The organism is Streptomyces sp. NA02950 (assembly GCF_013364155.1).
In the GTDB taxonomy this organism is placed as follows: Bacteria; Actinomycetota; Actinomycetes; order Streptomycetales; family Streptomycetaceae; genus Streptomyces.
Genome location: NZ_CP054916.1, coordinates 9,468,993 through 9,491,847 on the forward strand (window position 1 = coordinate 9,468,993; position 22,855 = coordinate 9,491,847).

At 69.4% G+C, this 22,855-nt stretch carries 17 protein-coding genes and 8 pseudogenes; 7 read left to right on the top strand and 18 right to left on the bottom strand.

The genetic code is table 11. From position 1 onward, the window contains the following. Positions 1-92: 92 nt before the first annotated feature. The 5 genes from HUT19_RS40495 to HUT19_RS40515 are packed head-to-tail and all read right to left on the bottom strand — an operon-like array spanning position 93 to position 5,266. Complete coding sequence (locus HUT19_RS40495; protein WP_303332562.1) at positions 93-656, bottom strand: adenylyl-sulfate kinase; 564 nt, start codon at positions 654-656, stop codon at positions 93-95. Further along, positions 644-1,453: an NTP transferase domain-containing protein gene (locus HUT19_RS40500; protein ID WP_176186236.1), complete on the bottom strand. Its 810-nt coding sequence runs from the start codon at positions 1,451-1,453 to the stop codon at positions 644-646. Before HUT19_RS40500 ends, HUT19_RS40495 begins: the two co-directional genes overlap by 13 nt. Further along, on the bottom strand, positions 1,450-2,070 hold the full coding sequence (locus HUT19_RS40505; protein ID WP_176186238.1) for a gamma-glutamyl-gamma-aminobutyrate hydrolase family protein: 621 nt from the start codon (positions 2,068-2,070) through the stop codon (positions 1,450-1,452). The genes HUT19_RS40500 and HUT19_RS40505 overlap by 4 nt, the downstream gene beginning before the upstream one ends. Then, the gene (locus HUT19_RS40510; RefSeq protein WP_176186240.1) at positions 2,067-4,424 is read right to left on the bottom strand and encodes a PEP-utilizing enzyme; all 2,358 of its coding nucleotides are present in this window, start codon (positions 4,422-4,424) and stop codon (positions 2,067-2,069) included. The genes HUT19_RS40505 and HUT19_RS40510 overlap by 4 nt, the downstream gene beginning before the upstream one ends. Beyond that, entirely contained in the window at positions 4,421-5,266 is an 846-nt protein-coding gene (locus HUT19_RS40515; protein ID WP_217712344.1) for a class I SAM-dependent methyltransferase, read from the bottom strand. Before HUT19_RS40515 ends, HUT19_RS40510 begins: the two co-directional genes overlap by 4 nt. A 743-nt stretch (positions 5,267-6,009) precedes the next feature. Between HUT19_RS40515 and HUT19_RS40520 the strand changes: the two are divergent. After that, positions 6,010-6,975, top strand: a pseudogene (locus HUT19_RS40520) (transposase); the annotation flags it as partial. A 30-nt stretch (positions 6,976-7,005) separates the two neighbouring features. Here HUT19_RS40520 and HUT19_RS40525 read toward each other — a convergent pair. The 3 genes from HUT19_RS40525 to HUT19_RS40530 are packed head-to-tail and all read right to left on the bottom strand — an operon-like array spanning position 7,006 to position 9,193. Further along, entirely contained in the window at positions 7,006-8,193 is a 1,188-nt protein-coding gene (locus HUT19_RS40525; protein WP_254886084.1) for a DDE-type integrase/transposase/recombinase, read from the bottom strand. Between the two features lie 44 nt (positions 8,194-8,237). Continuing rightward, positions 8,238-8,630: a hypothetical protein gene (locus tag HUT19_RS43820; RefSeq protein WP_254886085.1), complete on the bottom strand. Its 393-nt coding sequence runs from the start codon at positions 8,628-8,630 to the stop codon at positions 8,238-8,240. After that, on the bottom strand, positions 8,627-9,193 hold the full coding sequence (locus tag HUT19_RS40530; RefSeq protein WP_368661734.1) for a TnsA-like heteromeric transposase endonuclease subunit: 567 nt from the start codon (positions 9,191-9,193) through the stop codon (positions 8,627-8,629). The genes HUT19_RS43820 and HUT19_RS40530 overlap by 4 nt, the downstream gene beginning before the upstream one ends. Here HUT19_RS40530 and HUT19_RS40535 point away from each other — a divergent pair. After that, complete coding sequence (locus HUT19_RS40535; protein ID WP_176186242.1) at positions 9,138-9,794, top strand: IS5 family transposase; 657 nt, start codon at positions 9,138-9,140, stop codon at positions 9,792-9,794. The two genes, HUT19_RS40530 and HUT19_RS40535, sit on opposite strands and share 56 nt — an antisense overlap. 34 nt (positions 9,795-9,828) lie before the next feature. On the opposite strand, the pseudogene HUT19_RS40540 reads toward HUT19_RS40535, so the two are convergent. From HUT19_RS40540 to HUT19_RS40560, 5 genes and pseudogenes are all read right to left on the bottom strand, one after another. Then, positions 9,829-10,228: pseudogene (locus HUT19_RS40540) on the bottom strand (transposase); the annotation flags it as partial. Between the two features lie 404 nt (positions 10,229-10,632). Then, positions 10,633-11,232 (bottom strand): annotated as a pseudogene (locus HUT19_RS43825) (leucine zipper domain-containing protein); the annotation flags it as partial. Between the two features lie 18 nt (positions 11,233-11,250). After that, positions 11,251-11,565 (bottom strand): annotated as a pseudogene (locus HUT19_RS40550) (class I SAM-dependent methyltransferase); the annotation flags it as partial. Positions 11,566-11,655: 90 nt separating this feature from the next. Next, entirely contained in the window at positions 11,656-13,140 is a 1,485-nt protein-coding gene (locus tag HUT19_RS40555) for an MDR family MFS transporter (RefSeq protein WP_176186248.1), read from the bottom strand. A 6-nt stretch (positions 13,141-13,146) separates the two neighbouring features. Continuing rightward, complete coding sequence (locus tag HUT19_RS40560; protein WP_254886086.1) at positions 13,147-14,097, bottom strand: NAD(P)/FAD-dependent oxidoreductase; 951 nt, start codon at positions 14,095-14,097, stop codon at positions 13,147-13,149. A 92-nt stretch (positions 14,098-14,189) separates the two neighbouring features. Between HUT19_RS40560 and HUT19_RS40565 the strand changes: the two genes are divergently transcribed. Then, on the top strand, positions 14,190-14,645 hold the full coding sequence (locus tag HUT19_RS40565) for a MerR family transcriptional regulator (RefSeq protein WP_176186250.1): 456 nt from the start codon (positions 14,190-14,192) through the stop codon (positions 14,643-14,645). Positions 14,646-14,759: 114 nt separating this feature from the next. On the opposite strand, the gene HUT19_RS40570 is transcribed toward HUT19_RS40565, so the two are convergent. The 3 genes from HUT19_RS40570 to HUT19_RS40580 form a co-directional block, all read right to left on the bottom strand. Next, on the bottom strand, positions 14,760-14,897 hold the full coding sequence (locus tag HUT19_RS40570) for a hypothetical protein (RefSeq protein ID WP_176186252.1): 138 nt from the start codon (positions 14,895-14,897) through the stop codon (positions 14,760-14,762). 324 nt (positions 14,898-15,221) lie between these two features. Further along, entirely contained in the window at positions 15,222-17,702 is a 2,481-nt protein-coding gene (locus HUT19_RS40575) for an ABC transporter permease (protein ID WP_254886087.1), read from the bottom strand. A gap of 2 nt (positions 17,703-17,704) precedes the next feature. Continuing rightward, positions 17,705-18,451 carry an ABC transporter ATP-binding protein gene (locus tag HUT19_RS40580; protein ID WP_176186256.1) on the bottom strand — a complete coding sequence of 249 codons (747 nt, stop codon included), beginning with the start codon at positions 18,449-18,451 and terminating at the stop codon, positions 17,705-17,707. A gap of 205 nt (positions 18,452-18,656) precedes the next feature. On the opposite strand from HUT19_RS40580, the gene HUT19_RS40585 reads away from it, so the two are divergent. From HUT19_RS40585 to HUT19_RS43830, 4 genes and pseudogenes are all read left to right on the top strand, one after another. Continuing rightward, positions 18,657-19,295 carry a TetR/AcrR family transcriptional regulator gene (locus HUT19_RS40585; RefSeq protein WP_176186258.1) on the top strand — a complete coding sequence of 213 codons (639 nt, stop codon included), beginning with the start codon at positions 18,657-18,659 and terminating at the stop codon, positions 19,293-19,295. Between the two features lie 171 nt (positions 19,296-19,466). Beyond that, positions 19,467-19,692 (top strand): annotated as a pseudogene (locus HUT19_RS40590) (transposase); the annotation flags it as partial. A gap of 80 nt (positions 19,693-19,772) precedes the next feature. Then, positions 19,773-20,701 (top strand): annotated as a pseudogene (locus HUT19_RS40595) (integrase core domain-containing protein). Between the two features lie 348 nt (positions 20,702-21,049). Next, positions 21,050-21,118: pseudogene (locus tag HUT19_RS43830) on the top strand (helicase); the annotation flags it as partial. An 822-nt stretch (positions 21,119-21,940) separates the two neighbouring features. Here HUT19_RS43830 and HUT19_RS44495 read toward each other — a convergent pair. Together HUT19_RS44495 and HUT19_RS40600 are read right to left on the bottom strand one after the other, a co-directional pair. After that, positions 21,941-22,081 (bottom strand): annotated as a pseudogene (locus tag HUT19_RS44495) (IS5/IS1182 family transposase); the annotation flags it as partial. A gap of 325 nt (positions 22,082-22,406) precedes the next feature. Further along, positions 22,407-22,847: an IS3 family transposase gene (locus tag HUT19_RS40600; protein WP_176186260.1), complete on the bottom strand. Its 441-nt coding sequence runs from the start codon at positions 22,845-22,847 to the stop codon at positions 22,407-22,409. Between the last annotated feature and the right edge of the window lie 8 nt (positions 22,848-22,855).

The following is a 22,855-nucleotide window of genomic DNA, read 5'->3' on the forward strand; positions in this document are numbered from 1 at the left end:
GCTCATCTCCAACTCGGTTTTGTGTCGGTGTACTCGGCATGGGGCATGCCGCTCGGGGCGTCCGCCCGGCCTGGCGGGCGGACGCCGGGGTTTCATCGCTCGGCGGGGTGCGCACCGCGTGCGGTGAGGACTTCGACGATTCGGTCGGCCGCCAGATCTGCGGTGGTCGCTCCGTGGTTGTCGATCACCAAGTCGGAGCTGCGGGGGAACTCGGCCGTGGTGTGCACGCCCACTACGTGCGGCAGTGCGCGTCGTCCTGTGGTGGGATCCGGGTAGAAGTCCGCCTTCCCGGCCCTGCCCCTCAGTTCCTCGATCGGAGCCCGCATCCATACCTCGAGGTAGCCCGGAATGTTGGCACGGTTCCACCCATGCACCTCGTGGAACAGGGACACCGTGGCGCACAGCACGAGATGTCCCTGGGTGACCAGTTCATGGGTGAGCTGGGCATAGAACCGCGCCATGCGCAGCCGATCCCGTGGCTCGTAGCCCATGGGCACGGGCACGATCGCACGCAACCGGTCGCCGTCGAGCAGGATGGGGCACCGTCCCATGGCGGTGAGACGGTCCGCCACCAAGCGGGCCACCGTGCTCTTTCCCACACCGGACATACCCGTGATCCATACGGCCCCGCAATGGGCTTCGGTCACCGGCTCCATCTCCCCTCTTCCAGCGCGTCGCTTCCGATGCGTTCCCTGCGGTGAGCGGGGAGCGGCAGGCGGGACGCGGCATCGAGCCGACCGATGACCTCCAGGCCGGTTTCGGCGTCCGACGGGTGGTCGAACTCGTACCAGGGCCCTTCGACGGCCACCGTCGCCACCGGCAGCAGGCGTCGTCGTACGAGGTGACGCAGCAGGCCCGTCATGTCCAGCCCCCGCACCGCCGGGTCGGCGTCGCGAGCCCGGCTCATCACAGCCCACCCCACCGGACTGATCCGCAGCAGGCCCATGTACTGGCCCTGGACCTCCGCGGTGGTGGCGGGCCGGTCGCCTATGTCCACCAGCGCACCGGTCGCGTCACGAACGAAGGTCTCGGCGTCGTCGAGGGGGTCGGCGAACCGCCGGCTCCACAAGGCCTGCCAGTCGGGCTCATAGGCGATCGCGAGGTCGGCGTGGCACTCGCGGAGACGGCGCACGGTGGCGGGGGAGAACACGATGTCGCCGTAGACGACGAGTACCGTGCCGCGGGACAGCCATGGCTCAGCCGCCGCGAGCGACTCGACCATCGTCGTCTCGGCCCAGCGGTCGTTGCGGAAGACCGGCAGACCGATCTCGGCGAACGCCTCGGCTCGCCAGCCCGCGACTACGGACGTATCCACGACACCGGCTTCGCGCAGTGCCGCCACCTGACGCTCCAGCAGCGTCCGACCCCTGATCTCCATCAGACACTTCGGCCGGTCGGCGGTGGCCGGGCCCATGCGGGAGCCGCGGCCCGCAGCGAGCACCACCGCCCTCATCGGTCTTCACCCCGCAGGAGCCGCCGCACGGCGCAGACGTCGTCGGGGGCGAAGGGCTCCTCCCGCTCGGGATGCCACATGATTCCCTCGACTGGTGCCCTTTGGTGATGAACGGCTTCGATCACCGGCCCGCAGCGGGCAGTGGGAGCCAGTGGTGCCGGAGCCACGTACGCCGCCCAACGGTGGTAGCTGTTGACGGTCCGTGGGCCGCCGTCTGCGACACGGACCTCATGGCGGGTGGCGACGTGTCCATCGACCCGGGCCAGCTGGCCGCCGAAGGCGTGCACCATGAGCTGCATGCCCCGGCACACACCCAGCACGGGGTGGCCCGTACGCAGGGCCCAGCTCAGAAGAGCCAGTTCGGTCCTGTCCCGGTCGGGTGAGGGACCGCCGTACGCGGCCAGGTCGTCGCCGCCGGTGAGCACGAGTCCGTCGAGTCCGAAGCCGACGGTAGTGCGCGCGGCCAGAACCGCGGAGTTGGGCAGCGGCACGGGCACGACCCCGCACCGCTCCAGGAAGGGGAACCAGCGGGCGTCGAGCGCATAGCGGTGTTCGCCGAACTCGTTGGCGGGCAGGCTGCGTTGAGTGACGCCCACCAGGGGCATGGTCCTGGTCACGGCAGTACCCTCACCAGACCGGCCGCCGCGTCGATCTCCAGAGCCCGCGCCCGCGACCACTGCCGGAACAGAGCCTCCCCGGCGCCGATCACGGCGGGAATGCCCAGTTCCAGGGCACGGATGGCCATGTGGGAGTTGGCCCCGCCGAACGCGGTCACCAGACCGACTATGCCCCGAGTGAACACCCAGTCATACCCCGGGTCGGCGCTGGCGATCGCGGCAATCGAGCCGTCCGGCAGGGCTCCTGCGTCGAGGTCGGCGACGGGCGCGGTCACGCGGCCCCGGGTGACGAAGTTGGGTTGGGTCTGCGGGATCTCGAAGCTCCACACGTCCTGCTCTCCGGTGAGCAGCGGGGGGAGCGTGAGGGAGCGGGTCACGTCATACTCCGCATGACCGCGAGCCACCGCCTCGTGCAGGACGCCGGCGTCCCGCTCCGGACGGCCGGACAGGCTGGCGACGGTCTCGAGGGGGACGTGCGACATGTCGTCCGCGTCGCAGCCGTACCGCTCGCCGAGCAGCTTCACACCGGTGAGAACGTCGCTGAGAGGCGAGGTGAACTCGAACTTGCACCGCTCGCGGCCCCGGATGGCGGCGGATATAAAATCCAGCAGCCTGGCGGCGTCGAAGGTGAAGCCCTCACGTGTGATGATCTCGTCCAGTCGTCTCATCTGCCGTGGGCCCATCCGGAACGGCTCGGTCTCCACCGGCTCACCGCCCGTCGGGGGCGGCGCCGACCAGTCGAAGTAGACCTCCGGCACCTCGTCGTAGCGCGGTGACAGGATGTCGTAGGTACCCGGCCGCAGATGGCCGTAGCGTTTGAGGAAGGCGTCCCGGCCCAAGTGGGTGAAGTCCCGGCGCAGCTCGCTGGTGACCAGGGCGAGGCCACTGACGTAGGCGGCGCGGTCGTTGGCCGAGAGGACGCCCTCGGCCACCAAATCGTTCAGCATGTCCATGGCGACGAAGGCGGCACGCGCGAGCGCGGCGAACGGGTACGTGCCGTACTCCCGGCACCTCTGCAGCTGGTCGGACAGGGCCGGTCCGCAGCAGCCGGGTACGGCCCCGCCGCAGCCCGGCGCATGGACACGTGCGACGCCCCCGGAGCGGAGCCGATCCAGACGGGCCAGGTCCTCCTCCCACAGGGGACCCTTCACCATTCGGTCGGTGAGCCGCCTCAGGCTGTCGGCCAGCAGGTCCCGCTCCGCCCGGCCGATTCCCGCGTCGGCCAGCTCGGCCAGCCGTTCGCGTGTGCGGAAGCAGTGGGCGGACACGACGATCCGCGATTCCAGTTTGTCGTGCAGATGGGGCTGCGCGACGAGGCGTTCGAGCCTGTGCTCGACCAGCCGCCGGGCGAGAGGGCATGGTACGTCACGCGGGACGAAGGACGTCACACTCGCCGCGACGTCCACGTAGGGAAGCCCCGAGAAGTCCACGAGCAGCGGGACCCCGCGCACATCCCGGTAGCCGTACCGCGCTCGCGCCCTGGCCCAGACCTGATCGGTGATCAGGTAACGGTACAGGGAGAGGGACAGCGCCCGGGGACGCAGCCCGATCAACTCGGCTGGGTTCCAGTCGGGCATCACGCCGAACACCGCGCGGCCCGAGAGCAGCCTGGGGCGGTCGGTGGCCGATTGAGCGACCAGCCGCGCCGTCTCGGCCAAGACGGTGCGGTGCCGGTCCGCGCCTACCGGCGTGGCGACCGAGGTCAGCCGCCGCACCTGGAGCAGGACCAGGACACCCGTCGCGGACACCGCGAACTCCGCTTCGAGGAAATCCTCGCCCGTCAGGTCGATCAGCTCGTCCAGCAGCCGCCACACCGACCCCACGAGGGGCGACGGCGCCAGCGCGGGCGGCACCGAGGCTGAGCCGTACGCGATGCGCAGTCCGTTCTCCCGGCCGCCGGTCACGGCGTCGACGCGGTCGCTCTCGCTCCAGTTCACCACACGGTACGGGGCGCCGCTGCTGGCGTCGCACGAGAACGCCACCCCGCTGGCGTGGACGTCCGTCAACTGCGGCTGGATCAGCACCTGATCGAGTTCGCGTTCCTCGTCGTACGACGCGAACACCTCCTCGACAGCCGCTGCTACGGCCCGTCGACCCCGCCGTCCGGGCAGGGAACGGAACCGCCCGGCCTGCGATCCCGTCGCGCTGTCCTCCGTCACCGCGCTGCTGCGTACGATCACCGGGTCCGCGCCCCAGTCCTGCTCGGCCAGCTCGTCCAGCAGCCGTTCCGGATCGGCACGCCAGTCGCGCAGCGACGCGTACAGCAGGGGCAGGATCCGGCCCGTGGTGAGAAGTGGTGTCATGCGTGCGAGTGACTCAGCCTTGGTGCCGAGGCGGACGCGGGTCTGGCTCATCGCGGGGCCTTCCCGCCCGGCGCTTTCCGCTGCGCGATCCACGCCCGCGTCACATAAGGTACGTCGATCCACGTGCCGGCCTCCTTGCGCACCAACTCACGGATGGCGTCCAGCACGTCGCCGAAGCCGGCTCCGGCCTGCTGGCCCAGGGTGGCGTGGGAGGTCCAGGCCTCGCACCAGGCTTCGGCGGGCAGCCGAAAGACCTGCTCGCCTGTGATCGTCACCGGTGTCTCGAACAGACCGCTCGCCACGATGAGGCCGGTCTGGTCGGTGCGCCGGATCCCGTACGTGAAACCCGGCACCCTCTCATGGATCTCTTCCTCGATCCGTGCCTGCAGCGGGTCCTCCAGGTTCCGGTGGTTCCACAGACAGGCGAAGTGGCCGGAGGGTTCGAGGATGCGTGCGGTCTCGCGCAGCGCGGCGGGACGGTCCGTGCGGTCGAACGACGAGCCGAAGGTCACCAGGGGGTAGACCCCCGCAGGACGTGCGGACTCCTCCCCGGTGCCCTCGTACCAGGACACGTCGGCGTAGCCTTCGGTGCGCGACTGTCCCACCGCGCGCATGGAGGCGGTCGGCTCGACTGCGTCGACCCGGAGTTCGGCTTCGAGCAGCGGAACGGTCAGGTGTCCCGAGCCGGCGCCGATGTCGCACACCAGGTCGCCCGGCCCCACCCCGGCGGTGCGCAGCACGCTGGTGACGACGGCGGGCACGTAGTCGGCGCGCTGCCGGTAGCTCGTCGCGTAGGGCGAGTAGTCGAAACGGGTCCCGTCCACGTCCGTCGCCACCGCGGCCGGTACGTTCCGCGGGCGGTCGGACGGCGACATCGCGAGGTCTTGGGTCACATCAGTCTCCTGAAGGCGGGTGTACAGATGTTTCAGGGCAGAGGTGGGACGGTCGCTGGTCTTGTGAATCCCCGGATCTGGCGTCGGCAGCGGACGGGCGGGAAACAGCGCCCCATCGGTACCCTCTGCCGGGCCACTCCCTCACCGGTATCCTTCCGGCCGCCGGGCCCTGGTTGCCCACGCCGTCCACGAGCAGCCTGGAAGCACTGTCGTGCCGACGGCTCGCCGACTCAGCCGAAGGCGTCTTCAGCGCGTGTCGGCCGCTTCGCCCGCGTTGCGCGGTGTCGATGGGCGTACGGCGACCAAGGCAACGGAGCTGCAGGCCTTGTCGAAGGCCGTGGACATGACCGACGGTTCGGCGTTCTCGGCGCCGAGCAGTCCGAGGAAGGGCGTCGATCCGGCCGAGCTTCAGCCGCGCTGCCCGACGGCCCCACGGGTAACGCTCGGCTCCCTGTGTCATATGTGTCTCCATGGGCTCGAGTCGCGGGAACGCAGTACGGGTGCTCCCGCCGCCCTGAATCACCGGGAACAATGGTGGAGTTGAGTTCTTCAGTGCTGCGAGTCGCCACGCATGACACCAGCATGAGGACGCGCCTTGTGTGCGGCTTGACACATGCCTTGTTCCGATGACGGAACCACGACTTAGTACTCCAGTCGCAGTTCGCTATCGCCGCTGGTCAGGGGTCTGTTTCCGGGTGTAGCGAGCTGACTTTCCGTCATGTGATGGAAGTTTGTGACCGGCGATGCGTGGCAGAGCTGACGGTCGCCAGGTGGGCGAGTTCTACTCCTCCCTCACCGCTCGTTCGGACGCGCTGCTCGAGCCGGCTGATGCTGTCCTGTGCGGCGACGGGTGAGATCACTGGCTGAACTGTCGCTGGTGGGCGAACGCCGCCGCGGCCACGGAGGGCTCTACGGGGCGGTGGCTCGCGGAGGTACCGACACCGGCCGGCTCCGGCGGGCCTTGGCCGCGGTGCCCTTGCCGCGAGCCGCAGACGGCCGGCTGGTCCTCGCCGTCGACGTCACCTGCTGGCTCCGGCCCGACGCCCACACCTCACCACAGCGGATCCTGTGCCCCACCTACGGGCGGGGCAAGGACCAGCACATCCCCGTCCCCGGCTGGCCTTACGCGATCATCTGCGCGCTCGAGCCCGGCCGCAGCTCGTGGACCACGCCACTGGACGCGCTCCGCCTCACGCCCGGGGACGATACCGCGACTGCCACCGCCCGGCAGCTGCGCGATCTGCTTGAGCGGCTGATCATCGCCGGGCAGTGGCAGGCGGCGACCCGGACATCCTCGTCATCGCGGATGCCGGGTACGACGCACCCCGCCTCGCCTGCCTCCTGGGCGACCAGCCCGTGCAGGTGCTCGCCCGGATGCGTTCCGACCGCGTCCTGCGCAGGGCCGTCCCGCCCCGCCAACCCGGGACCCTGGGCCGCCCGCCCCGGCACGGCGGCGAGTTCGTCTTCAGCCAGCCCGACACCTCGGGCACCTCGGACACCGAGACCGTCACCGACACTCGCCTCTACGGCAGCACCGCCACCGCCCGTTCCTGGGACCGGCTCCATCCCAAACTGACCCATCGCTTTTCCTGGGCCGCGGCCGACGGCACTCTCCCGATCATCGAGGGGACGGTGATCCGCCTGGCCACCTGCCCAGCGGTGCCAGCCCCAAGCCGGTCTGGCTGTGGTGGTCCGACACCGACGCCACGGGGGTGTCTTCAGCGGTGCGGTACGGCTGATCAGGCGCTGCTCGCCGGGGCTGGCGGTGCCGGTGTGGGCGCCGCGCATGAGCTGGTCGAGGGCGTCGGCGAGGTCGGCTTCGTGGGCGTCGCGGTCGCCGTGGCGGGCGGTGACGGTCTTGAGGTGCTCCCAGGTGGCGCTGTTGAACGGCTTGTGGATGTGGTCGCGGTGGATCCACGGGATCTCTGCCAGGTGGCCGTCGGGCAGGCGGATCCAGACCTGGCGGGCGTCGTGGGGGTTGGTGTGGATCTCCCACTTGCCGCCGCGGGAGCCTGCAGCTGGGCGACGCTGAAACAGGCCTCAGTTTCGGCGCCCGGCCCGCGGCGGGTGACGTCCGAGCCGGTGTAGCCGGGCAGGTGCTGGCACAGCAGCGCGTTGATGGTGCCGAAGGTGCGCTCCACGATGCCTTTGGCGGCGGGGGCGTGGGGCGGGGTGGGCTGGACGCTGATGCCGAGGGTTTCGCAGGCGGCGGTGAACGCCGCGGACAGGTAGACCTTGCCCCGGTCCACGACGATCGTCTCGGGCACGACCTCTGGCCGGGCCGCCGCGCCCTCGAGCCGTTCGTCCAGGGTCAGCAGCCGTTGAAGCTGGGGGAGTTGGGCGTGGGCCAGTCGCAGGGCGTCGGGCCAGGTGGGGCGGGCCGGGTGGGGGACGGCCACCTCCGCCAGCAGCAGGGCCGCATCCACGGTCTTGGTGCCGGCCGGGCGCAGGACGGCGGCGAGGATGGCGCGGGTGGCGACATCTACGGCGATCGTGAGTTCGGGGCGGCCGGTGGTGCCGTCGTCGAAGACGCCCAGGACATCCAGGCGGGTGGTGTCGACCTGTACCTGTTCGCCGGGGCGCAGCGCCACGGTCGGGGTGAATGCCCGCCCGTCGGCGGGGGAGGGCAGGGTGCGGGCGGGGCGGTGGGGATGTTCGGCGGGGTCGGCGAGCTGGTGGACGAGCCGGTAGAAGGTGGCCTGGGACGGTACAGGCACCGTGCCGCGCCCGTACCTGTCCTCCAGGATCTGCGTGACCAGGGGCTTCAGGCCTTTGATGGTGCCCTTGGAGCGGCCGCGCTGGCGGCGCAGGACTTCCTCGACAGCGGCGATGACGCGTTCGTCGGTGCGCCCGGTAGGGCTGGGGCGGCGGGTGGTGCGGCGGTCGACCAGGCCCCACAGCCCCTGTTCGCGGTAGGCCAGGCGCATGCGCTGCACCGTCGTGCGGGAGACCGGTCCGAACCCGATCGCGGTCAGCTCGGCGGCCTTGGCCTCCTCACGCTGCGCGAGCGTGAACCGCCCGGGGTCGTATTCCGCCCGGGCACCCCGCCGTTGCCGGGCCCCTCGGGCAGGCCGGACTCCACCTCGCGGATGTGCCGCTGCCACGCCAGCGCCTTGCGGCGCGCGCTCTCGGGTGCGGTCTCGAACAGCCCCCACTGCGTGACCGCCTGGGGCATCTCGGCACCCGCCAGGGCGAAGGACCGATCGGCGAACAGATGCCCGGCCACGACCGTCTCGTCCGTTTTCGTCTCACCGGCCAGGTGGATCTGCTGCCCTGCCAGAGCGATGCCCTGCCAGGTGCTCTCACGGAAGCGGACATGGGCTCCGACCTTCAGCACCGGCCGCCCGCCACGCCGCCCGCTCACCGCCCGCCCTCGTTGCCCGGGCCACCGGCACTGCCACGGTGGCCGTCCGCACCGCCTGTCCCGGGGCTGACGAGGACCCATTCGTTGAGCGGGACATCCAGAGGCGCAAAGAGCTGTCCGTGCCACAGGGCATGGAAGACGGCGGGGATCACCTCGCTCGGGTCGCCGACCGCTTCGGTGCCCTCGATCAGCGGCCGCGCAAACGCCTCGCGCACGGAGGCCGAGAGGCCGGGACGGCCCTGGTGGCGGGGGTGGCGGTAGCCGGCCAGCCACTTCAGGTTCGCCGCCCGCACCTTCTCCAGCGCCTCAAGACGCCGGTAGCTGAAGCCAGCCTGCGCACACGCCGCCTCAAGAACCGGCGCAGCCCGCCGGGCCCGTTCGCCGCCCGCACCCCGACGGCTGGGGGCAGTCAGCCAAGCAGGCCCGTACCGTCGCTGTAGCGGGCGAACAGCCGCGGCACCTCGACACGGACACCAGCGCCCTCGTGCTGCGCCCCGACTCGGCAGCATGGGCGACCCAGATGGCCGGGGCGGTAGGCCGGAGGAGTACTGCCACCGGGACATACTCGACGCGATCCAATATGTGGTGGACAACGGCGTGAAGTGGCCCGCGCTGCCTGGGGACTACCCGCCGTGGAAGGCGGTGTACCGGTTCTTCACCCGCTGGCGGAAGCAGGGGCTGATCGGCGAGTTCCACGACCGGCTCCGCGCCGCGATGCGTGAAGCCCAGGGCCGGGATACGGAGCCGACGGCCGGGGTGATCGACTCACAGTCCGCGAAAGGCACTTCGACGGTCGAGGCCGCGACCAGCGGCTATGACAGCGGGAAGAAGATCAAGGGCCGAAAGCGGCACATCATGGTGGACACCCTCGGCCTGATCCTGGCGGTCATGGTCACCCCCGCCTCGACAGCAGACCGCGACGCCGCCCAGGACCTCCTCTCCCGGGCCGCCAGGCGGCATCATCGGCTCAAGCGCGTGTGGGCGGACAGCGGATACACCGGCATGCTGGTCATCTGGTGCGCGAGGGCCTTGAACCTGATACTGACCATCATCCGCCGCAGCGACGGCCACAAGGGCTTCGTCGTGCTGCCCAAACGGGAGCTCGTTCGGGTACTTACGTGGTGCTGGCACTGCTCGTGGTTCTCCTTCGCGCCAGGATCATAAGCCTGGCTTCAGGGACTCCACGAAACCGGGGTCACTCGCTCTTGGATATCCCTGTGTCCGCGCCGAGGGCTTTTGACCAGGTCGTCGACTGACCGTGTGGACACGCCGTGGTCGTAGGCCTCCATGATGACGGCGTACAGGGCCTGGTCGATGCGGCGACGTCGCTCCAGCAGCGCGGGGAAGAAGCTCCCCGACCGCAGCTTGGGGATCGCCAGGTCCAGGTCGCCGGCCTGGGTGCTGAGCGTCTTGTCGCGGTGGCCGCTGCGAAGCGCGGTGCGCGTCTGGGTGTGCTCGTTCCACTCCGCGCCGATCCGGGCCGTGGCCTCGGCCTCGATCAGCTCCTGGAGCATCCGCTCGGCGACACCGCGGACGAGTTAGGGCCCGTCCGCCGAACGTAGTGACTCAAGCGGCCGGAGTAGGTCATGCTGGGACAGGGCCGCCCTGCACCTCCCACGTTGAACTGACCGTTCACAACGGAGAGTTGCACGGTGGGGCGTTCCTGCGGGCAGAGAGCGAAAGCCACATCGGCACACGCCCCCCGGCGCACCCCCTCACCTTGATCGGCTACACCACGACAAGCGACGCCTCCTGCGCCGCAGCCTCACCTCGCTCCGCGACGCCACGTTGCGCTGGCTGCCGGGCCACTCGGACACAGTGGTCTTCGGCCGGGGGCCAGGCTTCGTGTGGGCCGTGACCTTCACCAACGCACCTGTCGCCGCACCGGTTCCCCGAAAACCACTGCTGTCCAGCCTCCCTTGCGATGACGGTAAACTCGCCGCCAGCAGCGCGGCCTGGTGGCTCGTGGACCGCCTCCCGGACTGACTGTTCGCTCCCGCTGGGCGGCCAGCCAGGCGCGGGCACGGTGCAGGAAGGCGATCGCGGTGATGGCCTTCTCGTCAGGCAGTGCTTCGGTGTAGGTGAGACGGCTTGTACCCGTCTATGGCCGAGTGCAGATAGACGTAGCCACCACGCTCAGTCTTCTTTCTCCGGTTGACGGCTTTGGCCTGGTCACTGCCGCCTCCGTGTGCGCACCAGCCTCCGCTGTCAGGGATGCGGCCCACCTACTTCACATCGACGTGGATCATGTGGCCGGGCCGTCGGGCATGGATCTTCCGAGGCTGGCGGTTGGACTCGCCATTGGGGTCGATGAACCGGCGCCGGTTGATGCTCGTATCAGCCAAGTGCCTGTTCACGGTCCTTCGACTGATTGGTGTTCCGGCCTGGGCCAGCTCGAAGGTGATCCTGGCAGCGGGACGACCTTGTGGATCCGGCGCAGCTCTTCTACGAGTGCGAGGACTTCGGACGGTGTCGCGGTCGGCTGGTGGTGCGGTGTGGACGAGCGGTCTTCCAGTTCGAGTTCGCCGTGGCTCAGATATCGATTGACCCACTTCGAAGCGCATGCCCGGGACACCCTCATCTCGGCTGCGACATGTGCAATCAAGGGCGGGTGGGGCGGTCAGTCCGCCGACAGGCGGACGGCGAGCCGGGCGAACGGCCGGATGGGGACCCAGGCGAAGGCCCGGACCAGCTCGTGTTCCACCGCGGCGCCAGCGAACTGAGGGGACGTGGCCACGGCTTCAGTCGGCAGGGTGGCCGTCACCGAGCGGAAGTCGTAGACCACGAACCGGCCCCCGGGCCTCAGCACCCGGGCCACCTCGCTGACGGCGCCGGGGACGTCGTTCCAGTGGTGCAGGCTGAGGGTCGTGACGACCAGGTTCATCGTGCGGTCTTCCAACGGCAGGTGCGCCGCGTCGCCGAGATGCACGGTGACGGGGTGTCTCCGGTGCGTGGTGGCGGTGAAGGGAGGCCGTCGTGCGGCCTCTCCTCACCTGTGGGCAACGGTCGGTTTTCCGAAAGGGGTTCAGGCGGTGGAGGGCTCGGCCTCGGTGTTCGTCTTCTCCTGGGCGGGAGTCGGCCCGACGCGGGGCATCAGGACCAGCAGCAGTAGCAGCAGCACGGCCAGCGGCACACCCCAGACGAACACGTCCGGAATCGCTTCGGCGGTGGCGGCGGGGGAGACCGGGCTATTGCCGACCTCGCGGGCCAGCAGGTTCCCGAAGAGCGCCACGCCCACGGCCATGCCGAGTCCCCGGATGGAGAGGTTGGCCGCCGTGGTCGCCGCGAGGTCGGGCGGTGCGGCCGCGTTCTGTGATACCACCACGAAGTTCTGCATCAGCAGCCCGAATCCGGCACCGAGAACCACCATGGCCCCCGCCGCGTAGAGGTAGTCCCGGTCCGGGTCGATCATGGCCAGCAGCACGAACGCCCCGATCAGCACCACCGCGCCGGCCAGCAGGTACGGCTTGAACCGCCCGCTCTTGCCGGCCTTGCCGCCCGCGATCGCCGACACGACGATGAACGGGATGAAGTACGGGATCAGGGCGAGCCCGGCTCGGGTGGCACTCCAGTCGTACGCGGTCTGCAGGAAAGTCGGCATGAACACCACCGACCCGTACAGCAGCATGCCGAGGACGGCCGTGGCGGGCAGGATCAGGCGCAGCGCGGGATTGGCGAACAGCCGCATCGGCAGCAGCGGGTTGGCGGCACGCTTCTCCCACTGGACGAACGCTGTGAACAGCGCGACGCACGCCACAGCGAGACCGATGATCTGGACGGAGGCCCAGTCGTACTCGCGACCGCCCCACTCGGTGACCAGCAGCAGACTGACCACGGCGGCGACCACCAGGACCGCTCCGGGGTAGTCGACACGGTCTGTGGCGCCGGCCCGCGGCAGCCGCAGCGCGATGGCGCACAGCGCGACGGACAGTACGCCGATGGGTACGTTGACGTAGAAAATCCAGCGCCAGCCGGACCCGTCGGTGATGGCGCCGCCGACCAGCGGCCCGCCGATGCTGGCGAGCGCGAACACCGCGCCCGTGAGCCCCTGGACCTTACCGCGCAGATGCTGCGGGTACAGCTCCGACAGGGTGACGGTGGGGATCACGAACAGCGCGCCGGCGCCGATTCCCTGAACCACGCGGGCGGCGATCAGTTGCGGCATCGACTGCGCCACGCCGCACAGCAGCGAGGAGACGGTGAACAGCACGACGGCGGCGATGAACACCTCACGCCGTCCGTAGCGGTCGCTGATCCGGCCGTAGAAGGTGCCGGTCGCTGTGGACGCCAGCACGTACGCGGTGACAACCCAGCTGAAGCTTCCGGCACCGCCGATGTCAGCGGTGATCTCCGGCAGCGCGATGGCCACGACGGTCTGGTCGAGCACGGACAGCAGCATGCCGAGGACCAGGGCGATCGAGGCGAGCGGTACGTTGCTGCGGTGGGTCTGTTCCTGGCCGGAGGTGTCGCGGGTGGACTCTTCCGGCCCAGCGGGAATGCTCTCGGTCATGCGCTCTCACACCCTCCCGGACACGAACGGGTTGGGCAGCTTGAACTCGGCGCTGAGCAGGTCTTGGTCGATGATCGCTCCGGCCACGGTGCCGCTGGCGGCCGCCGCGATCACCGCGGCCATGGGCGCGGGTACCGTTGCGCGGCGCGCCATGTCGCCGGCGGCGTAGACGCCGGGCACGCTCGTCTGGGCGAACTCGTTCACCTCGACGCTGGCGTCGGGGAACATGGCACAGCCCAGGAGCTGGGCGAAGGGGGCACGCTGGTGCAGCACGGTCTTGATGAAGACGGCGTCCCGCTCCAGCGTTGCGCCGCCCTCGAAGGCGATGTGGCGCAGTTGGCCCGTCTCACTGACCAGCTCGGTCACCGGCTCCGGCCGTACCGTGACGTCATTGGTCTCCAGCACGTTCTGGAGCGTCGGCTCCAGCGGCTCGCCGCCTGTGCACAGCACCGTGTCGGTGGCGAAGCGGCTGAGTTGGAGGGCGAGCCTGACTCGTTCTCCGCCGGTGCCGAGCACCGCGACGTTCTTACCCGTGACCTCGTATCCATGGCAGTACGGGCAGTGGAAGGCCGACTTGCCCCACAGCTCGGCGGCACCGGACACGGGGGGCATCTCGTCCCGCAGCCCGGTGGCGAGCAGCAGCCGGCGGGACTCCACCACGGTGCCGTCGGCCAAGGTCGCCTCGAAGTGCTCATCGGTCAGTCGGCGCACGGAGTCCACCATCACGGAGCGCACTTCCACGTGTGGATAGGCGGTCAGGTTCTCCCGGCCCAGTTCACGCAGGGCGGCGGGCGAAGTGCCCTCGTGGGTAAGGAAGTTGTGCATCGCCTCGGCCGGAGCGTTGCGTCCGTCATCACTGTCGGCCAGCAACACCGTGTGATGAGTCCGGCCCAGGGTCAATGCCGCCGACATCCCGGCAGGGCCTCCGCCGATAATGATGACATTCTTCATGTCCATGCCCATGTCCATGTCCTGTGTCCGCTCCCGTCGTGTCGTGTGACGTGTCTGATCGGCTTGACCTGGGCCCAACTCTGCAAGTTAATGTCAACATGAAGTCAAGTGACGCGGAGCCGACGATGACCATCGGTGAACTCGCCGAACGGTTCGATCTGCGCACCCACGTGCTGAGGCACTGGGAGTCCAGCGGGCTGCTGTCCCCCGCTGAGCGGGTGAACGGCAGGCGCCGGTACACCAAGCGCCATATCGCCCGTGTCGCCATGATCGTTCGGGGCAAGGCCGCGGGCTTCAGCCTCGAACAGCTTCGCGACGTCCTCGACGCACGGAACGCTGACGCCCGCCAGGCCCTGCTGCGCGCCCACTACGAGGATCTGGAGCGGCGCATTCGGGAGATCGAGGAGTCGCGCACGCTGATCGAGCACGCGATGAGCTGCCGCGCGCACGACTTCACCGAGTGCCCCGGCTTCAGCCGGCTGGTGGAGTCGCTGAACGGGGGAACGGAGGCCGCGAAGGTCCACTCGGTGGAACTGCGCGGGCACGCCCACTGACGTCAGCCGCCGCGGCGGCTGACGCGAGGGGTTTTCCTGCTCGCGGGGTTTCACCGAGCGCCTGCCCGGTCTCCGCGGCCCGGGCCGCTTCCACAGACACCGGGATGTCAGGCCTTACCGGACCCCCGAGAACGACACCCGCATCCATTCCGGGCCCCGGAGGATCACGTGCGGGCGGTACTCCAGGGACTCCGTCACCACCTGCGGGTTCTCCACCGGGGAGAAGAACGCCTGCAGCGCGAGGGCCGCCACCAGCTTGCCCTGGTCCCCTCCAGTCGGTGCGGGCTGTGGCGGGCGGTGTCTGCCCGACCCTCTGCCGTCTGGGCGAAGGCCTGCCGCCCGTGGCCTCGCGCGTGCGCGGCCATTGAGGACCGGCTTGTCCCGGTCACGGCACCAGGGGTTGCGGACGTCACCGGCTCCTGCGGGGCGGTGGGCTCCGCATCGTGCGGTGGACGGTCGCATCCGCGCGGATGGCGGCCGTCCTCTCGCCATGCCCGCTCCGTCTCCCGTTCATGAGCTGCCGTCCGTCCCGCGCGGACCGGGGGAGGGTTGTTGCGGCCACGGTGCTGTGTGCGGCTATTCGCGGGTGCCGACGAGCCGCACCGTCCTGGCGCGCAGTGCCGTGCTGACGGGCAGCACGGTCCCGGCCACGGCGAGCAGCGTCGACATGACGGTGATGCCGGTGATCGTCGCGTATGGCACCGTGATGGGTGCTGTGCCGAACAGCTGATGCAGTGCGCCCCACAGGCCGATGAGGTTGAGCGAGGTCGCGATCAGTGCCAGTGCCACCCCGATGGCGGCCACCAGGAGGGATTCGGTGATGAAGAACCCCATGACCTGTTTCGGGGTTGCTCCGGCCATCCGCAGCACCGCCAGATCACGTCGCCGGTCGGCGGTCGCCATCAGCAGGGTGTTGAGGATCGCGATGAAGCAGAACATCACGATGATCACGGTGACGGAGCGCTGCCGCACCTCGGTCAGGTGGTGTGCGTACGCGCTCTCCGAGGCGACCAGCTGGTCCCTGGTGATGAGGCGTGCTCCGGTTCCGGCGACCGCCTTGCGGATTGCCGTGGTCGCGGTGGCGCGGTGGGTGCCGGGCGTCAGTGCGATGTAGGCGTGTCGCGCGAGTCCGTCACGGGCGTAGACGGCGGTCTTGGCGAACCGCTGGGGCAAGTAGGCGACGTCTTCGCCGCGTTGCGCATGGTAGGTGGCCGCGATGCGCAGGTTCACCTCTTCGCCGTCGGCCATCGAGACCTTGAGCGTCGAGCCGGCGTCCATGCCCCACAGATCCGCCACGACCGTGCTGTTGTCGTCCAGGGCGTCCAACGAGCCGTCGACCACCGTCAGGTGCATCATCCGCTTCAGCGCGGCACTGTCCACGACGAGCCCGTCGTTCACTTCCAGCCGGTCCTCGTCGTGGGTGTAGATGGTGGTGGGGATGGGGGCCGCGACCTGCACGCCGTCGATACGGGTGACCTGCTCGACGACCTGCGGGCTGATGCCCGGCGTGCCATCGGGGGTGAGCGCATAGTCCGATCTCACCTGCTCGTGCGATCCGTTCTCGCGTGCCGCACCGAGTGTGTCGGTGGTGGCCAGCAGCGAGAATGTCAGGCCGATGGTGAGCAGGACCGGCGCGGCCGTAGCAGCGGTGCGCCGCCGCGAGGTCAGCACGCTCTCCCGTACGAGTATGGCGGTGGGTCCCGGGCAGCGGCGCAGTGGCCACATCAGCAGCCGGGTGAACGGTCCGACGGCGAGGGGCGCGAGTACGGCGGCGGCCAGTACCGGAACCAGCAGCGAGAGAGCGTAGGCGCTGGGCGAGAGGACCATGGCCGGGTCGCCGAGCGCGATCCAGACAGTCAGCCCGACTCCGCACACCAGGCCCATGGCACCGAGCAGCAGTCGCCCCGGGGTCATCCCGGAGTGATCGACCGCCGCCTCGCGCAGCGCCTCGATGGGACGGATGTTGCCTGCCCGCCGTGCGGAGACGGCCACGCCGCAGAGAGCCACCAGGATGCCGACCAGAAAGGCGGCCGCGAGTGGCGCCAGCACTGTCCAGTGCAGCGACGGTTCGATACGGAACCAGGGCGGGGAGACACCCATCCCGATCAGCATCTCGGCGAGCAACTGGGCACCGAACAGGCCGAGTACCGCACCCACGGCCGACGCGAAGCCACTGACCAGTAGCGCCTCGTTCCGTATCATCCGGCGCACCTGTCGGGGGGTGGCACCCACAGTGCGGAGCAGGGCGACCTCGCGGCGGCGCTGGATCACTGCGAAGGCGAAGGTGGAGGCTACCACGAACACCGCGGTGGTGCCTGCCACACTGGCCATCACCGGCACCAGGGTGATGGTGTTGTCCACCGCCTCGCGGTCGCGGTCCTCGCTGGTGTCGGCCTTGTGCCGGTCCTGCCCGGTGAGTACCTCGGCGTCCTCACCGACAGCCTCGCGCACCTTGTCGGTCGCGCCGAGTGCCACCAGAGCCTGGATCCGTGGGGCGAGGCGGGCCGCTTCGGCGTCGGTGAAGAAGACCGCGTCCTCCCAGTCGACCGGAGAGACGGTGCCGCTGACCGTGTACGATCCGACGCCCGCGGCGGTCAGCACGGTCACCTTGTCGCCGGTTTGTGCCCGGCCGGAGGCGATGACGATCTCCTTGTCGGAGGCGGGTGCACGACCGTCCTTCACCGTGTACCCGCCGAACCGTGCCACCGGCCAGGGATGCCCGATCTGCTCCCGGGGGCCGCCCTCGAGCTGGGCGTAGAAGGCCCGGTCCACCACGGTGCCGCCGGTGCCGGAGACCTTCCGCAGCAGATCCTGTGATACGCCCCTGGCCTCCGGCAACGAGCGGACGCCGAGGTCGCGGTGGGCGGGATCCCACGTCGGGTCGGAGGGCATCACGACGGCCGGGGCCTTGGCGAACCGCTCCACGGGCCGGTCCGGCAGATCGAGCAGGGTCATCAGCAGGAGGCCCATGGCCGCGACCTGGGCGACCCCGAGTACCAACGCCACCGCGGTGCCGAGGAACGACACCCAGCGACCCCGCAGGGTCTGGAGAGCCACTCCTAGCACTTCGGCGCCCCCAGCTCGGTCATCCGCGCGGCGACCGCTTCGGGCGCGGGAGAGATCAGTTCGCCGACCAGGCTGCTGTCGGCGAGGAACAGCACCCGGTCCGCAAACGAGGCCACGTTCGGATCGTGCGTGACCATCACCACTGTGGTCGGTCCGTCGCCTGCCGGACCGTCGACCAGTTTCCGCAGTACATCCAGCAGTTCACGTCCTGCGGTGAGGTCGAGTGCACCGGTGGGTTCGTCGGCGAAGAGCACAGTAGGGCGGGTCACCAGAGCGCGGGCGATGGCGACGCGCTGCTGCTGGCCGCCGGAGAGCTGACTGGGACGGTTCCCCGCCTTCTTCTCCAGCCCCACCCGGGCGAGCGCCTCCTTGACCGTCCACCGATCGGGCTTGCGCCCGGCCAGCCGTACCGGCAGCGCCACATTCTGCTCGGCAGTCAGCGAGGGCAGCAGGTTGAACGCCTGGAACACAAAGCCGGTCGACTCCCGCCGGAACGTGGTGAGTTGGGTCTCGCCCAGCCCCGTGATATCCGTCCCGTTGATGAACACCCGGCCCGACGAGGGCCGGTCCAGGGCAGCGGCACAATGCAGTAGCGTTGACTTTCCTGAGCCCGAAGGCCCCATGACGGCGGTGAAGCTCCCCTTCGGAAAGGAGGCGTGGATATCGCGAAGTGCGGTCACCGTGCCGTCGCCTGATCCGTAGGTCTTGGCCAGCGACTCAAGCCGTACTGCATCGTCCATGGATTCCTCGTCATCGAAGGGTGATGGTCGGTCCGCTGTCGGTCTGCTGTCGGTCCGCGCAGTGCTGCGGGACGGCTGATCAGGCCGCTCAATGCCACTTGTGTGCGATGTCCACATTGATGCGCCATGATGGCGCCAGCATGGGGCGTGCGGGTGTTCCGTAGGCTACACAGAGATGTGGACGCCGTCCACAAAAGGAGTGGCGATGACTTCCAGGGCCGGCGCAGGGAAGCGCGACACCTACCGGCACGGCAATCTGCGGAACGCGCTGATCGAGGCCGGCCTCGAACTGGTCCGCGACGGCGGGCCGGACGCGGTGGTCCTGCGCGAAGCCACCCGGCGGGTGGGCGTGGCCCCCAACGCCGCCTACCGCCACTTCGCCGACCGCAACGCCCTTCTGCGTGCCATCCGCCAGGCCGCGCTGGCCCAACTGGCCACCGCCATGGAGACGGAGCTGGCGGCCCTGCCGCCGGCCAACAACCCGGTCGAGTCCGCCCGCGGCCGGATCCGCACCCTCGCCACCAGCTATCTGGCCTTCGCCCAGGCCGAACCGGGGCTGTTTCGCGCGGCGTTCTCCACCACCGACATGGACGACACCGAGAACGAATCCGCCAACGGCCCCGGCGGCCTGACCGCGTTCCAGCTTCTGAGCGCGGCTCTGGATGACCTCGTCGAGACCGGTGCCCTGCCCCCCGACCGTCGCCCCGGCGCCGAATACTTCGTCTGGTCCGCCGTGCACGGCCTGGCCGTACTCCTCATCGACGGCCCCCTGCGCGGCCTGCTTCCCGTACAAGCCCACGAAGCCGGACAACGGCTCATGGACTCGATTGAACGAGGCATCTGATCCGGACCCGCCACCCTCGCCGACGGCCTCCGACCCTCGGCCGCCACTAACCTCGCGCTTTCACGGGGCAGGGCGTCCGGTGGATGATCAGAAACGCGGAGAGTGCTCCTGACCTGCAACGATGGGACCTGTCTCGGGTCCAGGTCGTCGCGTGGAAGAAGCACTTTCCAGGTGAAGAAGCGTATCGGGTCCTACCCGCGTGTTCGTACCGAAGGCGGTGGCCGCGGGGTGGTCTCCCGGGCCGGCGGTGTGCTGCTGGTGGAGACGGTCCGCAAGACCGGTCTGGATCAGGCGATCTCGGCGGCGTTGGCGCCGTGGCGCAAGCCGCGGGCGGTGCATGATCCGGGCAAGGTGCTGCTGGATGTGGCGCCCGCCCGCCCTCGCGCTGGGCGGAGACTGAACCGCCCCGGGTGAGGTGGAGACTCGATTTCATGTAAGGATTGAGTCATGGCATGACCCTCCCGTTACCCGCTTGAGCTGCGCAGTCGCGCGGTGCGCACGGTTGCCGAAGTCCGCGGCGACTACCCGAACGAGACGGCCGCCTTACAGGCGGTCGCGGACAAGCTCGGCATCGGTTCCCGCGAGACGCTGCGGAACTGGGTGAAGCAGCACGAGATCGACGCGGGCAGCGGCCGGGGACGACGACGGAGGAGTCCGCCCAGCTCAAGGCGCTGAAGAAGGAGAACGCCGAGTTGAAGCGGGCGAACGAGATTCTGAAGGCCGCGGCGAGTTTCTTCGCGGCCGAGCTCGACCGGCCACACACGCGCTCGTAGCGTTCATCGACGAGTACCGGGACCGCTTCGGCGGGGTCGAGCCGATCTGCAGGACGCTCCCCGAGCACGACTGCAAGATCGCCCCTTCCACGTATTACGCCCACAAGAAGCGCCTCCATGCTCCCTCCGCCCGCCGCGTGCGCGACGAGGAACTCAAGGAGCGGATCCAGGACGTCTACACGTCTCACTACCGTGTCTATGGGGCCCGGAAGGTCTGGCGCGAGCTGAACCGGCAGGGACATGTGCCACCGTGAAGGAGACCGTCTTCGTCCTGGACGCTCTGGACATGGCCGTCTGGCAACGCGACCGTGACCAACCGCCTGTTCAGCCGGGCGAGTTGATCCGTCACTCGGACGCCGGGTCGCAGTACACGTCGTTCAAGCTCGCCGAGCATCTGGACGCCGCCGGCATCGCGGCTTCCATCGGCTCGGTCGGCGACGCCTACGACAACGCCCTGATGGAGTCGACGATCGGCCTGTACAAAACCGAGTTGATCAAGCCCAACGGCCCTGGAAGACGCTCTCCCAGGTCGAACTGGCCACCGCCGAGTGGGTCGACTGGTACAACCACCGAAGACTCCACGGTGAGATAGGCCACGTCCCGCCCGTCGAGTACGAGCCAACCACTACATGAAACCCACAAAACCGCAGGTCATAACCACAAACTGAGATCTCTACCGAACCCGGGGCGGTTCAACCTGCCGACGACCAGCACGAGCATCCCGATACCCACGCACACCACCCCCGTAACCAGCAACTTCAGCTTGCACACCTCTCAATGGTTGGTCGAGAGCGCGCTCGGGCTGGAACCGGCATGCGAGGACGAACAGCCCGCCAAACGCACCCAGGGCGACAAGTGGGCGATTAACCTGGCCGCGGCCCGGCAGTTCCATGCCCGTGAGGGCCACCTGAGGGTGCCCCGCAAGCACGTCGAACACGCGAACGGGACAGAGTCAAACTCGGCAGCTGGCTCGACAACACCCGCCGACGCGCAGCCGAGCTGAGCGCGGAGCGCCGCGCCCACCTCGACGAGTTGGGCATGCGCTGGTAAACGACGGCCGAAGAATGCTGATGTACCCCGCACTCCGCAGTGCGGGGCACAGCGCGTCTTGCAGGGGCCGTGCTGTCCCCGGCTGGGGTCGTGCGGCCGGTGAAAGGCCCGGCGCTCCACCCCCGACCATGGTCCCGACCACCGCAGGTCAGAGTGGGTTGGCCTCAGATTGCCCGGAGGAGGTAACTGGTGCTCAGTCCGCTGGTGGAGCAGACGATGGTGCTCGAGGTTGCGGTGTACGTGAAGCCCCGTGGGACGGTACAGGCCCACAGGCCTGTCCTGGGCTGCACCACGTTATAGAGCGGGGCAAAACCGCTGGTGGAGCAGGTCGTGGTGTTCGTAACCGAGGTGTAGGTGTAGCCGGGCGGAACCGTACAGGACAAGTAGGCGGGGGACACGTCCGACGAAGGCCAAGCCGGCACTCCAGCCGCCGTAGCGGGTGCCTGGGCGGTGCCCAGCATGACGGCCACGGTGCCTAAGCCGAGCAGCAGTAACCGGCGTTTCGCTCGCAGCATGGGATTCCACTCCTGATGGGTGGTCGTCCACGGGACAGAACCGGTGCGTGGGGCCTGGGCCGGGGTCTATACCGTGCCCCTGCCGCCACACAGCGTACGGCGGGAGTCTCACAGCGCCATCGCGGACGGGCAAGGGCTCCGCGCGCCGCACCGTTCGGAACCAGCCGTGCCGCAGGCACTCGCCGACCGGCCGGGTCACGGCAGTGAGAGGAGTGCAAGCTGAAGTTGCTGGTTACGGGGGTGGTGTGCGTGGGTATCGGGATGCTCGTGCTGGTCGCCGGCAGGTGACTTTGGTGAAGATCGTCGGTCATCGGGCGACTTCGCGGTTCGTGAGGACCAGCAAGGCCCTGACCAGGGCGGTCGCCCAGGCGGGGTCGGTGCGTACCTTGCCGAGGACGCGCCAGTTCTTGAGGTGGGCGAAGCCGTGCTCGACGGGTGCCCGGACGGCCCGCGAGTGCGCCCAGGACGAATGCCTGGTCCGCGTCGCCCGCTACACTTCTTTCAAGGAGATGCTCGACACCGAAGGGCCCGAGAACGTCAACCCCGACTCCCCGCGCGAGCAGCAGCTGACGAACATCCGCCGCATCTACGGCCCCGAGAAGGAAGCCCTGGGCGTCCTCGCCATCGCTGTGTGTGATGCAGCCCGGTTGCAGGCCGCCGCGGCCGTGAGCCATCCGCAGCGCGTCGACCACGAGCTCGGCGCGGTGGTGGTCGGCCATCGCGTAGCCGACGACCTCGCGGGTAGCCGGATCCAGCCAGCAGGCCAGATACAATCAGCCTTCCCTAGTGGGCAGGTAAGTGATGTCCCCGACCAGCCGCGTGCCCGGCCGGTCGGCGGTGAAGTCGCGGCCGATCAGGTCCGGGGCCGGCCGTGCCTGCTTGTCGGGGCGGGTCGGCGCGCGGCGTCTTCGGCGCGTGACGCCGGCGATGCCGCGTTTCCGCATGATCCGCTCCACCCGCTTGCGGTTGACCGCCCGTCCCAGTCGCCGCAGTTCGGCGTGCACGCGCGGGACACCGTAGGCGCCCTTCGAAGCCAGATGGATCACGGTGATCTCGTGGGCCAGAGCCTCATCGGCCCGCTCTCGCGCCGACCGGGCCTGCTCGGCCTCCAGCCAGGCGGAGAACGAGGAGCGGACCACGCCCAGGACGCGGCACAGCAGGGCCACCGGGTGGACGGCCTTCTCCGCGGCGACGAACCGGTAGACCTCGTTCACCGGTCGCT